11 protein-coding genes are annotated in these 13,773 nt (G+C 48.5%); 1 reads left to right on the top strand and 10 read right to left on the bottom strand.

Annotation, left to right across the window (positions count from 1 at the left end; genetic code table 11):
• Window positions 1-34: 34 nt before the first annotated feature.
• The 4 genes from D889_RS0110325 to D889_RS0110310 all read right to left on the bottom strand — a co-directional run bounded on the left by D889_RS0110325 (window position 35) and on the right by D889_RS0110310 (window position 5,726).
• The gene (locus D889_RS0110325) at window positions 35-769 is read right to left on the bottom strand and encodes a LytR/AlgR family response regulator transcription factor (RefSeq protein WP_010632096.1); all 735 of its coding nucleotides are present in this window, start codon (window positions 767-769) and stop codon (window positions 35-37) included.
• Window positions 770-2,428 (bottom strand): sensor histidine kinase, encoded by a 1,659-nt coding sequence (locus tag D889_RS0110320; protein ID WP_010632097.1) that lies wholly within the window; start codon window positions 2,426-2,428, stop codon window positions 770-772.
• 236 nt (window positions 2,429-2,664) lie between these two features.
• Entirely contained in the window at window positions 2,665-4,035 is a 1,371-nt protein-coding gene (locus D889_RS0110315) for an MATE family efflux transporter (RefSeq protein ID WP_010632098.1), read from the bottom strand.
• A gap of 221 nt (window positions 4,036-4,256) precedes the next feature.
• A complete protein-coding gene (locus D889_RS0110310; protein ID WP_010632099.1) occupies window positions 4,257-5,726 on the bottom strand; it encodes an MDR family MFS transporter in 1,470 nt (489 codons plus the stop codon).
• Window positions 5,727-5,928: 202 nt separating this feature from the next.
• Here D889_RS0110310 and D889_RS0110305 point away from each other — a divergent pair, with 202 nt between their 5' ends.
• Window positions 5,929-6,540 carry a TetR/AcrR family transcriptional regulator gene (locus tag D889_RS0110305; RefSeq protein ID WP_010632100.1) on the top strand — a complete coding sequence of 204 codons (612 nt, stop codon included), beginning with the start codon at window positions 5,929-5,931 and terminating at the stop codon, window positions 6,538-6,540.
• A 90-nt stretch (window positions 6,541-6,630) separates the two neighbouring features.
• Here D889_RS0110305 and D889_RS15965 read toward each other — a convergent pair whose 3' ends face one another.
• The 6 genes from D889_RS15965 to D889_RS0110285 form a co-directional block, all read right to left on the bottom strand.
• Window positions 6,631-6,708 carry a putative holin-like toxin gene (locus tag D889_RS15965; protein ID WP_369369286.1) on the bottom strand — a complete coding sequence of 26 codons (78 nt, stop codon included), beginning with the start codon at window positions 6,706-6,708 and terminating at the stop codon, window positions 6,631-6,633.
• A gap of 711 nt (window positions 6,709-7,419) precedes the next feature.
• Window positions 7,420-9,084 carry an IS1634 family transposase gene (locus D889_RS0110300; RefSeq protein WP_010632101.1) on the bottom strand — a complete coding sequence of 555 codons (1,665 nt, stop codon included), beginning with the start codon at window positions 9,082-9,084 and terminating at the stop codon, window positions 7,420-7,422.
• Between the two features lie 119 nt (window positions 9,085-9,203).
• On the bottom strand, window positions 9,204-9,431 hold the full coding sequence (locus D889_RS15425; protein ID WP_238537663.1) for a DUF3427 domain-containing protein: 228 nt from the start codon (window positions 9,429-9,431) through the stop codon (window positions 9,204-9,206).
• Window positions 9,432-9,444: 13 nt separating this feature from the next.
• The gene (locus D889_RS0110295; protein WP_248676833.1) at window positions 9,445-10,146 is read right to left on the bottom strand and encodes a hypothetical protein; all 702 of its coding nucleotides are present in this window, start codon (window positions 10,144-10,146) and stop codon (window positions 9,445-9,447) included.
• A 19-nt stretch (window positions 10,147-10,165) separates the two neighbouring features.
• Window positions 10,166-13,429, bottom strand: a complete 3,264-nt coding sequence (locus tag D889_RS0110290) for a type I restriction endonuclease subunit R (RefSeq protein ID WP_010632103.1) — start codon at window positions 13,427-13,429, stop codon at window positions 10,166-10,168.
• 24 nt (window positions 13,430-13,453) lie between these two features.
• Complete coding sequence (locus D889_RS0110285) at window positions 13,454-13,657, bottom strand: hypothetical protein (RefSeq protein WP_010632104.1); 204 nt, start codon at window positions 13,655-13,657, stop codon at window positions 13,454-13,456.
• Window positions 13,658-13,773 lie beyond the last annotated feature (116 nt).

Here is a 13,773-nt window from a genome sequence, read left to right as displayed (position 1 = left end):
TCATCGGATGACGCAAATCCGGAATGAACTGCGCTCAGAGATGCATCAACTGCCGGAAGGTTTTCGTGTTCGTCCGGCTCACGGGAATTTCCGCATCACAGTCATCCAGCCGAAGCAGGTACGTCTGATTGAACCACTGGACAATTTCATGGATTTTAGACAGATTGACGATATACGAACGGTGGCAGCGAAAGAACTGGTCTTTCGGCAGTTCCTGATAAAAATCCGAGATGCTTTCGTGAATGGTATAGCGTTCCTTTTTTGTATATACGAACGTCTCCTTCTCACTGGCCTCGGCGTAATAGATATCATTGACGTCCGTGACGATAATCTTTTCATCTTTTTTCAGATTGATCCGCGTCTGCTTGTGCGGGGCAGCCGCAGGTTTCGCTGCAGGCTGCCGGTCCCGCTGATAGGCCGCTTCCAGCTTCTTCAGCACGGCAGCGATCCGTTTCTCGTCATAAGGCTTAAGGATATAGTCGAACGCATTCAGCTCAAACGCCTGCGCTGCGTGCTGCTTATACGCCGTCGTAAAAATAATGTACGGCTTTTTCTTAAACTTGCTGATATTGCTCGCCAGCAGCATCCCATCCAGCGACGGAATATTGATATCCAGGAAGATGACGTCCGTTTCATTTTCCTGTAGAAATTTCAGTACCTCCAGTCCATCGGTGAACGCATTGGTAATCTCGATCGAACTGTATGTTTCGATCAGGAACTGAAGCTCTTCTTTTGCCGGCAATTCGTCCTCAACGATGATTCCTTTCATTCATTCCGCCCTCTCAATATCAAAATACACTTCCGTGCCCGGGGACAACCGCCGGATCACCAGACCCTTCCCGTAGATCAGTTTGACCCGCTGATGCACGTTGTACAGCCCGATCTTTTTCACCGACATGTTGTCCTTATAGACATCGTCGATAATCTTCCGGTCGATGCCCGGTCCTGTATCCGTGACACTGATCCGGATCTTATCATCAAGATCCCTGGCTGAAATGGTGACCTGTCCCGGTGTCTTCGATTTTAAAATGCCGTGCTTGATCGCATTTTCGACGAGCGGCTGCAGAATCAGGCTCGGAATCCGGACATCTCTGGCCTCAATATCATAGCGGACATTGACCCGGTCGCCGAACCGGGCCTGTTCGATCGCCACATAATCCTTCACCTGCTTAATTTCCTTGTTGATATCGATCCGTTCATCGGTCAGTTCCAGATTATAGCGCATATAACCGGACAGGTTGATAATCAGTTCCCGCGCTTTGGCCGGGTTTGTCCGCGTCAGCGAGGCGATTGTATTCAGGGCGTTGAATAGAAAATGCGGATTGATCTTCGTCTGCAGTGCCTTCAGTTCCGCTTTATCCGCTGCTTCCTTCATCTGCTGGACACGGGAGACTTCCATCAGCGTCGAAATAATTTGCGACAGGCCGATTGCCATCGTCTGCATTGCATGGGTCATGACGTAAGCTTTTTTAAAATAGATCTTCAGCGTGCCGGTGACGATGTTGTTCTCTTTCAGCGGCATGATCAGCACGTCCTTGATGCCGGGGATATGGTGCTCCTTCTCATAGTGCGCCACCGTAATCTCCCCGGTCCGGATCGCCTGCTTGGTGATGTCGCTGACCACGCCGCCGCCGATATGGTAGCGTTCTTCGCCGAAGCCGACATAGGCGAGCACATCCTTGGTGTCGGTCATCGCCGTCGCATCGGCGTGAATTTTATCCTTAATAATCGTACAAATCTTTTTCAGTGATTCACTGTTGATATTCCGGAAATAGGGCAGCGTCTGGTTGGCAATATCCAGCGACAGTTTCGCCTGCCGCGACGCGATCCGCTCGCGCTCGCCCTCCACGCTCTGAATGAGCAGCACAATCAGCCCGATATTCAGATCCCCGGCGATCATCGGGAAGGCGATCTTCGACACAATCGTCCAGCCGACCGAAAACGACTGCGTCATCAGCAGAATCAGTATCATTGTCAGCGCTTCGCAGCCCATGCCGGTGATGATGCCGTAGATCCAGCGCCGTGATTTTTTCACCCGCATATGAATCAGTCCGGAAACGATCCCGGCGATCGCACTGGAAATGAAACATGGGACACTGGTCACCCCGCCGATATCAATCAGATAACGGTGCAGCCCGGCGATAAACCCGGTAATTGTCCCGACCACCGGACCGAACAGAATCCCGCTTGAGACTACCGTCACAATCCGGATATTCACCAGCGACCCGTCGACCGGAATCCCGGAATACGAGCTGAACACCGCAAACAGCGTAAAAATCGTCGTAATCACGGTCATCTCAAATGCCGAGTGGTTCTCCCGCTGGAAGATTTCCTTAAACCGCGGAATCCGCGTCAGCAGGAACAGAATGGTCAGCAGCAGCGCCGCCCGTTCGCACATGCGAAACAGCATTTCCAGAGAAGATGTCATCGTCATACGCCTCTTGCTTTCAGCAATCTTTCATTTATTTGCACCAGCGACAACCGGCACAAAAGCCTTGTGAAAACAAACGCTTTCAATACTGATTTTACTGATTGTCGCGGACCGGCGCAATAGTCCCGGTACATCAACCGTCCTGAGAAAAATCGCAAGTTTTTAGCCCGGTTCAAAAGATGGGGCATTGAATTCGATCGCACCTGTATAATCGGCCATGATTAACGTGACTGTTAATAAACGCCAGGACTTTTGGGGGCATACATTCCTTTTTCTAACGACTCTAATCTCCGCATCTCCGTAATATAGGCTCCGGCGACAATCATCAGCGCACCGGTCCATGCCAGCGGGTTCGCAAGACTGGCCCCCGTGAAGCCCCAGATCCTGATCAGAAATATAACTGAGAAGGAACGCATGAACAGTTCAACAATACCGGAAAGCGTGGGCACAAAACTGTGCCCCAGTCCCTGCAGGGTGTAGCGCGTAATTAATAGTATGGACAACACAGAATACATCGTGCTGTTGCAGAGAAAATAGATCTGCGCCATATGGATAACGGAAGGCTTCTGGCTGCCGACAAAGAGATAGCAGAGCGGAACCGCAAAGATGATGATGAGTGTCCCCATGACAATACTTAATGAGCAGGAAAGTCCTGTCGCCTGGCGCACGCCTTTACGGATACGGCCATACTTTCCTGCGCCAAGATTCTGTGCCGCATATGTCGACATGGTGATCCCGAAGGACAATGACACTTGCGTCGCAAGAAAATCAATCCGCCCCGCCGTCGTATAGGCGGCAACAGCATCCGAACCCAGTGTGTTCAGCATGATCTGGACAATCACTGCGCCGACCGAAATAATGGAAGTCTGAAACCCCATCGGTATCCCGAGCCTGAGATGCTGCCCGCCTTCCTGGGAAAATACATTCCTGAAATGTTTTCTGAAGAGCACCAGTTCCGGCACATGTCGTTTAATGAAAGAAAGACACCAGACCGCCGCGAGCCCTTGTGCAATCACCGATGCTAATCCAGCGCCGGCCACCCCCATGTGAAAAAATAGAATGAAGATAAAATCAAAAATAATGTTCAGCACACAAGCCGCGGCCAGAAAAAAGAGCGGCGGTCTGCTGTTTCCTAAAGCACGAAGCGTATTATTAAATAGATTATACAGGACGGTGACGCTGATCCCCCAGAAGCAGACAACAATGAATCGCTGTGCATCATCAATGATGTCGGGCGGCGTCTGCATAATTTCCAGAATCGGCCGGGCAAACAGCACACCGATCACTGTTAAAATTAACGATACACTGATACTGATCAGGATATTGACCGCAAAGCTCCGCTTAACCCCCAGATGATCGCGGGCACCATAACGCTGTGCGGTGATCACCGTCAGCCCGGCAGTCATTCCTTGTGCAAAGCCGATAATTAATGCAAACAGACTGTCGGTGGCTCCGACGGCCGCTAATGCCTGAACACTGATCGTCCGTCCGACAATAATCGTATCTGAGATATTATACAGCTGCTGGAAGAGGTTCCCGATGAGCAGCGGGATGGTGAACATAATGATTCTCTTTATCGGACTGCCCGTTGTTAAATCCCACATCAATAAAGCACCTCTTGATCGAAACAATGAGACTATAATAGAGCAGATCCCAGTACTTGTCATTCTCTTAGGACCTTTTACTCTATAATGGAACAGGTGCTGCCTGCTTCGGCAATATATGTTGGCGGAAGCATGGCACAAGTAAAAAAATGATCCGTCTTACCCTGGGTGAGGATGAGACGGATCATTTTTTGTTTCTTGAATTAAATTTTCTATTTCGATCAGTGTCCGGCCATGGCCGGCACTTTCGTTTTCCGTTCCATTTCTCTGACCCTTCTCGGGCGCTTAAGCAGCAGGCTCAGAATCAGTCCGATCACCGCAATCCCCATCAGGACAAAGAATGTATCGCCGAACGAAGAGGACAGCGCCTGAAGCGGATTGCTTCCGCTCTGTACGTGATTCTGAAAACGATCGGACAAAATGGTTGATAAACCGGCTACAGCAAAGGACATCATGACCTGCTGCGCCGAGTTGGTCAGCGAGGTCACTCGGCTGACAATATTCTGCGGTGCCGACTGAATGATGTGCGTATTCAGCGGCATCATCGACAGACCCATACCCGCACCGAGAAGCGCCAGCGGAAGAATGAGCTTCCCCGAGCCATCCTGGGCTGAAATCCCGGATAATAAGAACGCCGAACTGGTGACGAACACAAGGCCGGTGGCGACCACGGGCCTCGCGCCGAACCGGTCATACAGCCGGCCGCCAATCGGCATGAAAATGCCTGCCGCAATCGCCTGCGGCAGCGTCGTCAGCCCGGAATGAAAAGCGCTGAACCCCTTCCCCTGCTGAAGAAACAGCGGGATGAGAAACATCGTCCCGAACAAGGCGATCTGCGTGATCCACTGGACGATGATGCCCCGTGTGAAATCTCCGGACCGAAAGACGCGCAGTTCCAGAAGCGGCTGCTTCTTTTGGCGGAGTTCCGTAATAATGAAAAATATTAACGCTGCCGCGCCGATGATCAGCCCGGCAAGCGTATTAACTGACGTCCAGCTCGTTCCGCCTTCACTGACACCATAAGTAATCGAGGCAAAGGCAATGGGCGCCAGCAGCATCCCGAGAAAATCCAATGCAGGAACAGATTGACGTGACAGTTTCGGAAGCGTGCGGATGCCCGTCAGTACAGCAATAACGCCAATCGGTAAATTGATCAGGAAAATCCAGTGCCAGCTGGCATAGTCGACGAGCCAGCCAGACAGGACCGGACCCAATGCCGGGGCAAGCAGCATCGGAATTCCGATCATGCCCATGACCGCGCCCACTTTTTCCGGAGGACTCAGCCGATACGTAAAGGCCATGGCGATCGGAGCAACCATGCCGCCGCCCAGACCTTGAATAATCCGGAACAGAATTAGCTGCTCGATACCCGAGGACAGGGCACACAAACCGGATCCGATCGTGAACATCATGACCGAAAAGAGGAAGACCCTTTTCGCGCCAAAACGATCGGAAAGCCATCCGGCAAGCGGAATCACGGCTGCCTGTGCCAGCGCATACCCCGTGACCGCCCATTGAACGACAGAAATCTTGCTATGAAAATCCGTGACCAGACCAGGCAAAGCGACATTCATCGCCGTTCCATCCAGAATAACCATGAACATACCTACAATAATTGCCAGAAGCGGTGCGATTAACTGTTTCACTGAAGTGACCTGATCCCGATCATTCCCGGTTGTTTCCAAAGACATGCTTAAACCTCCATTTATGCTTTGCCTCTTACCGAAGCCTCTGATTGACCTGATGAATACAAGGTTATAAAATAAGAGTTGCGAATTGCGGACAATTGTCCGGTACTTGAAAATAGTAACGGACAATTGTCCGGCTGTCAACAGATTGACTCTGCACGTCATGAGTCCCTCTCAGAAACAGGATGTGAAAGGAAGAAGAGCCATGTCTGATCGATCACTGCGAAGAAATGACGACAAGATCAGCGCAGCCATTTTACAGACCACAGAATCGCTGTTTTCCAAATACGGCGTCGAGAATGTCAGCATGCATCAGATCGCGAAGACCGCGAACGTCGGGCAGGGAACGATGTATCGCCGCTATGCCAACAAAGGCGACCTCTGCATGGATCTGATGAAAGATCATTTTCAGGATCTGCAAGACAGCGTACGCCGTTTTCTGGAAAGCGCTGAATCACTATCTGTCAAAGAGCGCCTGCTTGCCGTATTTCAGGAGCTGATCCAATTTATGGAAAAGCACATGCACTTATTTGAAACGATCCAGTCTTCCCCCATTATCAGGTGCGAACACACAAAAACCACTTTCTATAAATCGCCGCCCTATGTTTTCATGCATTCCGTAATCGCCTCACTACTTGAAGAAGCGATCCGTTCGGAAACAGCGCGTCCGGTCGACGCCGACTTCACCGCACACATGCTGATGGCTTCCATAAACCCGAAAGTGTACATCTTCCTGAAGAAGGAAAAAGGCTATACAACGGACGAAATTATTAAAAAGTTCAGCACGACGTTTCTCGAACCGCTTTTTATCGAATGAAACCTGTGACAATCCACAGAACGGAATAGATGCGAAACTTCATAATTAAAGAACGATCCGTCTTACGCTGGGTGAGGAATATGAGACGGATCATTTTTTATTTCTGGACAACATCAGCACGAACATTCCAAACGAAATCATGAGTGTCAGTACTTGAAATGTTGTCATGAGCGCCACCCCCGATCTTCAGGGCGTCACCCATCAGCTCATATACATCATCTACCTTTCCAAATTGAATCTATGACACTTGAAACATTCACAGAATGATACATGAGTGGAAATAACCGATGATCCTTGATATCGATTCGTCTCACTTTCAAACTTTTGTATCGGTCTATACCACATTGTGTCAACGACAATAAATTACGTTTTCTCCTCTATTACGGCAATATTTTTGCTATAATTTTAGTGTTGCTTTGTGAGAAGATCACTTCCCTTACGTGGTAAACGTGAAGGAGGTGAAACACGTGCATGAACGTAAAGAAAAGCGAGAAGAACGCCGGCACTTTCTGCTGAGGGAACTGCTCATTCCCTTAATTGTTGCAGTTATGCCAGTGCTTCTCACTTGGATACTTTCTCATTTTTAGCAACATGGGGGATTTTTATTCCCCATACATAATCAAAGCCCTTCTGATTGCTCACGTCAGAGGGGCCTTCCACGTGCATGAACGTTTTACACAAATATTATATCATAAATTTTCAAAAGTTGCTCAAAGGTGTTTGGATAGCGCGGTAAAAACTGGTGAGCCGCATCTGTTTCATTCTGGATAAGATTATACTTTTGTTGTAACTCGAGTTCGACAGTTCTAGAAACACGTAGGCCCGAAAAAAGGCGTAGTAATGCCTCTTTTCGGGCTTTGGATTTTTTTCTGCGTGTGTCTATGCTTTTAAATCAATTCGAATGATCTTTTGAGGCGCTTCAACCCCTAAAATTTTCAGGATTTGCGACTGTTCAGCGGTAAGTTCTGTACGTTGATAGAAGTCGCCGTTTTGAGACGAAAATTTTCCCAAAACCAATTGATCCATGGTCCTTCTGAGCGTTGGCCAGGTATCACCTGTCTTTAATTCAGCCAAACGGATAAGAAGCAGAGCTAACCAGTTAATTAAAACATGGGTCTTGATCCGATCTTCGATCCGATGATACATCGGCCGAAGAGACAGCGTGGATTTTAAGGTACGGAATCCGTTTTCCACGGCGATGAGATTTTTATAGCCTAGAGCGATTTCCTCCGCAGACAGCGTGTCATCTGAAGTCCGGATCAGATATTTACCGTCATAGCGTTCCGCATCGTGAAGGGCCTGCCGGTTAATTCTCAGCTGGCCATCCTTCAATTGGCGAAGATAACGACCATAGAGTTTGTGGGATCGCAAAGCGCAGGCGGCCTTGGTGTGCTTTTTTTCAGGCAGCTGATGAAGATCCTCCAGAGCGGATTCCAGATCCTGGACGAGACGTTCACGCTGCTTCTTTTCCTTTTCCGCTTCCTTTGGATTATAGGCCATGACAAAGCGCTGTCGCTTTTCTCCGTCTCCAACAACAATCTCTTTGACCTCCAGATTGTCCCGGATCTTTTGATAACGACCCTTACGGGCCATGGCTTCATCAACAATTTTCTTCCCGGAACGCATCGGCTCGCCGACAATGTAATGGCCGCCGGCCCGCTGCAGGGTGGTCAGGTTGTCTTCAGTTGAAAAGCCTCGGTCCATGACGTTGATTACCCGGCCCAGCTTCCAGCCGACCAGATCTTTTTTCGCTTCTTCAACGACGGTCTTGTCTGCGGTATTGCCTGGCCAAACCCAGCAACGAATGGGCAGGCCCTCTTTCGTGACCGCCATTCCAATGACAACCTGGAGCAGGTCGGGCCGCTTATCCTTGGAATAACCGAGCTTTCGCAGCTGCTCCCCATCGGGTGCCTCTTGAGGCTCAACCTCAAAGTAGGAAGAAGTCGTATCAAAGTAGATCAGATCCACTTCCAGATTAAGCAGATCAGCCGTCGCGAAATACACTTGTTCCTCCAATTGGCTGCGCATCCCCAGAAGCAAATCCATGGCCCGGTAGAACTGATGGACGTGTGCCTCATTCAGTCCGGGAAGAGCCACTTCCTTCCGGATCCATTCTTGTAAGCCAAGTTTACTGGTTGGGTCAACCGCACGGTTCGCCACCATCGTAAAAATCAAGCGCTCCACGTTGTTATCATGCTTGCGGCCAACCAATAACGTCTGAATGATCTGATCCAGACCGAGTTGTTTCCAGAGCTGATCTAGTGTCCAGACCCCGCCCAGGCGTTTGGCCGACTTAAAAGTAAAATCAGCGATCTGACCGATACTTGCCTGAGCCCGAAGGGCTTCTTCAGGGGAGAGGTATCTCGAAATGCTTTCTACCAGCCGTCGGAGTGCGTTTACATCCAGTTGATCCTCACGTCCGAAAGAGTAAATCACCCTCGCTTTGGCATATTTGGCTTCCGAATTCCACTCATTATGAGCCAGCTGAAGATAGGCAACGGTACTACCATCTTTATTTTTTCGGGAAACTCGTCTTAGATACATGCCTATATTATATAGGATAATACCGTTAATAGCAATATGAGTTATCCACATATATGTGCCTAGTGGATAACTTTAAAAAACTCAGGTGTTCACCTGTGGATAACATAAAAAATCCCTTTCTAAAGGGATTCCACTTGACGAGAATTTATAAAGATGTGCCTACAACTGTCGAACTCGAGTGTAAATTCCAGATACAAAGACATCGGCACTTCATGGTGCAGCGTAATTTCAGTCGTAATCGGCTTGTTGCCATGAAAAGATGTGACATCACCTTTACCTATATAGATGTAAGGCTCAGTGCTGTTATCAGTGACCTTGAATTTCCGAACAAAAAGATAAAGATTGATCCCGTGCTTCTTATTATGAACCAGCCTCTTTCATTGATGAATAATCAGCTCGGAAATAGACTTTGAATTGTTCAATAGATAATTTGTATTTTTTTAACAGTTTAACAATTAAATTACGGATTGAGTTACTACTTAAATTTGTTTCAATGTAAATATCATTAGATATTAATACAGGAACACGCATATTAGTTTTATCTTTCGAAAAATACTTTTTCTTTCTCCCATTCATTGATTTATCGCTTTCGAAAGATTTAAACATGTCAGTATTAGATTTATACAAATCAGTGCAAACAACTAAGAGCATATTATGCCATGTGTTTACTTTTACTAATTTTTCATTACCCTTATAGCAAAAACCAAATGGGCGCTTGAATGTAAAATTCTCATATAAAGTATGTTCTGTTCTATTGTCAACTACGTAATCCTCATAATTCGAGATAATCCTTCTTTCTTCTTCTTCACTTTTCTCTTCATCATGATTAACTTCATCAATCTCCAGATGTCTGAGAATTTTATCAATATCCAAAATAAATGGCTTCGACGACTTTGCTACCTCAAGTAATAGCTGGGCATCATCATAATGCTTATTCGTATACGCAATATCCAGTGATTTACGAACTGAATCCAATGTATCCTCGATAACACTTTTAACAAGATCCAAACTATCATAAAGATCTATTGATTTCTCTGGAAACCTTGTTTTAACAATATCCATTACATCATCGATCTTCAATTCAATCCCGACCTTTTTTATAAGTTTCTCTTTCTTCAGCTACCAGCATCCCATCATAAGTCTCAGCATCAGGCGCCTCATTGCTCGACATCAGGTTAACCTGCTTCATTACAACTTCGAGTGCGGATTTGGCCTGTTCCGGCGGATAGTGGTACTTCTTCAGCAGGCGGCGGATGTGGATGCGCATCATTGCCTGGGCTTGTTCGCGTATGTTGAAGTCGATTGTGACGTTGTGACGGATCGTGGCGGTCAGGTCCTGGGCGATCTTTTTAAGCGTGTCATCCGTGTAGAAGTTCTTGACGACCTGATCCTTGGAAAGGGCATAGTAAAAGGCGATTTCGTCCTTATTCAGGCCGAGTTTGGCTTCGTCTGCGCCCATTTTCCGGATTTCGTCGGCCATCCGGATCAGTTCTTCGATCACTTCGGCGTTCGTGATCGACTGGTTACGATACTTATTCAGGGATTTCCGCAGCTTCTCCGAGAACAGTTCGGATTTGACCAGGTTGGTCCGGCTCATGGTTTTGATCTCGCCTTCGAGCAGTTTTTTCAACATTTCCCGGGCAAGATTTCGCGTCTTCATTGTCTTGACTTCCTGCAGGAACTGTTCGTCAAGTAGCGAGATTTCCGGCTGCTTCAGTCCGAGCGTATCGAATACATCAATCACATCCTCAGAAATGATCGAGCGTTCAAGCATCTGGTTGACGCGCTGTTCAACCGTCTTTTTCGCCAGATCGCTTGTATCACGATGTTTCAGTTTCACCAGGCTGGCCTTCACCGCTTTAAAATAGCCGACTTCCAGGGCAATCTCCTTGCCTGGTTCGGTAGCGGCACACAGCCCGTGCGCTTTCCCCAGTTCGGTCGCAAACTGAATGTAGTCCTTCTGATCCTTATCGCCTTTCCCAAGGATAAAATCCATGCCGCCGGTAATCGTCCGAAGTCGTTTCACCGGCGATTTTTCAAAATAACCACTGTAATCGAATCCATGGAACATCCCTTTAACAATCTCAAACTTTTCCTGCATGACCGCGATCGCTGCCGATGTGTCGATCCCGGTATTCTTACGGTCACTGTCCGTATACTGGTTCAGCGCCTTCTTCAAACTTTCCAGAATCCCGATATAATCGACAACGACGCCGCCTTCCTTATCCTTGAATACACGGTTGACACGGGCAATCGCCTGCATCAGGTTGTGTCCCTTCATCGGCTTGTCGATATACATCGTGTTCAGCGATGGCACGTCAAACCCGGTCAGCCACATATCACGAACAATTACGATCTTCAGCGGATCGTTCTCATCCTTCATTCGCTTGGCCAGCGTATCGCGACGCTGTTTGCCGCCGACGTGCTTCTGCAGCCGTTCATCGTCGGCCGCACTGCCGGTCATGACGACCTTGATTTTTCCTTTATCCACGTCGTCACTGTGCCATTCCGGACGCAGCTGGATAATCGCATCATACAAATCGGCACAAATACGCCGGCTCATGCAGACGATCATCGCTTTTCCGGCCATTTCTTTTTCCTTGGCTTCAAAGTGTTGGACAATATCCGTTGCCAGCTTCTTGATCCGGTTCGGTGAGCCAACCACGGCTTCAAGGCGGGACCATTTTGCCTTGGTCCGCTCCCGTTCGGCTTCTTCCTGGCCCTCGGTGATCTCGTCGAACTCGTCATCCAGACTCTTCAGCACATCATCAGAAGCATCAAGCTTAATAATCCGGTTTTCATAGTAAATTTTGACCGTCGCTTTATCTTCAACCGAACGGGTCATGTCGTAAATATCAATGTAGTTGCCGAAAACCGCCGGCGTCGATTTATCTTCAAACTCAATCGGTGTCCCGGTAAACCCGATATAAGACGCGTTCGGCAGCGCATCCCGCATATACTTGGCGTAGCCGAACTTCACATTTCCGGTTTTCAGGTTGGTCTTCGCTTCAAGGCCGTACTGGCTGCGATGGGCTTCATCGGCAATGATGATCACATTGCGCCGGTCGGTCAGCACCGGCATACCGCCGTCCTCCGGCTTAAACTTCTGAATCGTTGTAAAAATGATCCCGCCGGACACCCGGTCATTGAGCAGGTCATATAGCCCGTTCACCTCATGGGTATTCTCACCGGCCTGAGCCTTTTTCTGTTCCTCACTCAGTTTTCGCACATCGGCCTGTTTCGGTTCCTGCCGGAGAATCTCCTGGGATTTGGCAAAGGTTGTGTAGAGCTGATCATCGAGATCATTGCGGTCGGTAATCACGACAATGGTCGGATTGTTCAGCTGCCGGACCAGTGTCGCTGTATAGAAAACCATCGTAAAACTTTTCCCGGAGCCCTGAGTATGCCAGACGACCCCAATCTTCCGGTTACCTGTCGCACTGGTGGCGATCTTTGTCTTCTCAATCGCTTTCTTCACGGCAAAATACTGGTGATAGGCGGCCAGAATCTTGATCAGCGACTTCTTGGCACCAAGCTTCTTCCCGCTCCGGTCATAATTTTCTGAACTGCTCGTCTGAAAAAGGATGAAGTGGGTGATGATATCAAGAATACGTGACGGCGTCAGCATGCCCCGCAGCAGCGTCTCATACTGCGGCATCGACAGTGGTTCGACATGCTGACCGTCGACACTGCGCCAGTTCATGAACCGCTCGAGATTGGAGGTAATGGTGCCCGCTTTGGCGTTGATCCCGTCGGAAATAATACAGAAGGCATTGTAATTGAACAGATCCTCGATGTCCTTTTTATACGTCTGAATCTGGTTGTAGGCATTGTCAATCCCGACATTGTCATCGGACGCCGATTTCAATTCGACGACGACCAGCGGCAGACCATTGATGAACAGGATCAGGTCCGGCCGCCGATTCTCAATTCCGAGAATCGTAAACTGATTGACAACGAGGAAATCATTCTTTTCCGGATGATCGGCATCAACGAGAAACACGCGTTTTGTCCGGATCAGACCGTTCTCCTTAAAGGAAACGTCAACCCCCTCGGTCAGCAGCTGATGGAAGCGGTGATTGTTCTCAACCAGAGACGGATTATTGAACGTCGTCACCTGACGATACGCATCGTCCAGCGCTTCACGGGGAATCTCCGGATTCAGCTGAAACAGTGCGTCCCTGAGCCGATTCTCCAGAATGACTCCCTTATAGTCTTCACGTTCCGGACTCCTGCCGTCACAGGCAATGTCCGGCCCTGACTGATACTCATAGCCGAGTTCCTGACAAATCTCAATACATGCCTTTTCCAGAACATCTTCTGTAAAACTCTCCGCCGCACTCATGGGTACCTTCCCCCTATCTGAATCTCACTTGAACAGTTTCTTCAGCAGTGAAAAAATATCAAATGTCGTCCGATGATACACCTTGTTATACACGTACTTCTTCGGATTCCGTACCCAGCCGTAGCCTCTCGGCATCTTCAGCCCCGCCCGCTGGACAATCTGGCGCTTCATGCTCGTCCGGGCCGCAATCCGCTTTCGTAAACTCGGTTTCCGCATGCCGAATTTCATTGTGTCACGCCTCTTTTTGACAGTTGAGTTGATCACAATCTGTCTCTTAATCAAATGATCGTTAAATTATAAAGCATTGGTAAGCAATATCACGATAAACCATAATTTATTTGACC

It is taken from the genome of Sporolactobacillus vineae DSM 21990 = SL153, from assembly GCF_000377985.1.
Lineage (GTDB): Bacteria > Bacillota > Bacilli > Bacillales > Sporolactobacillaceae > Sporolactobacillus > Sporolactobacillus vineae.
Note: the sequence above shows the minus strand (reverse complement) of the source record. Positions and strands in the feature narration are given on the sequence as shown.

Excerpts from the sequence above, each read along its gene's own strand:
- D889_RS0110325 (WP_010632096.1), bottom strand. The coding sequence starts at position 769 with ATGAAAGGAATCATCGTTGAGGACGAATTGCCGGCAAAAGAAGAGCTT.
- D889_RS0110320 (WP_010632097.1), bottom strand. The coding sequence starts at position 2,428 with ATGACATCTTCTCTGGAAATGCTGTTTCGCATGTGCGAACGGGCGGCG.
- D889_RS0110315 (WP_010632098.1), bottom strand. The coding sequence starts at position 4,035 with ATGTGGGATTTAACAACGGGCAGTCCGATAAAGAGAATCATTATGTTC.
- D889_RS0110310 (WP_010632099.1), bottom strand. The coding sequence starts at position 5,726 with ATGTCTTTGGAAACAACCGGGAATGATCGGGATCAGGTCACTTCAGTG.
- D889_RS0110305 (WP_010632100.1), top strand. The coding sequence starts at position 5,929 with ATGTCTGATCGATCACTGCGAAGAAATGACGACAAGATCAGCGCAGCC.
- D889_RS15965 (WP_369369286.1), bottom strand. The coding sequence starts at position 6,708 with ATGACAACATTTCAAGTACTGACACTCATGATTTCGTTTGGAATGTTC.
- D889_RS0110300 (WP_010632101.1), bottom strand. The coding sequence starts at position 9,084 with ATGTATCTAAGACGAGTTTCCCGAAAAAATAAAGATGGTAGTACCGTT.
- D889_RS0110295 (WP_248676833.1), bottom strand. The coding sequence starts at position 10,146 with ATGGATATTGTTAAAACAAGGTTTCCAGAGAAATCAATAGATCTTTAT.
- D889_RS0110290 (WP_010632103.1), bottom strand. The coding sequence starts at position 13,429 with ATGAGTGCGGCGGAGAGTTTTACAGAAGATGTTCTGGAAAAGGCATGT.
- D889_RS0110285 (WP_010632104.1), bottom strand. The coding sequence starts at position 13,657 with ATGAAATTCGGCATGCGGAAACCGAGTTTACGAAAGCGGATTGCGGCC.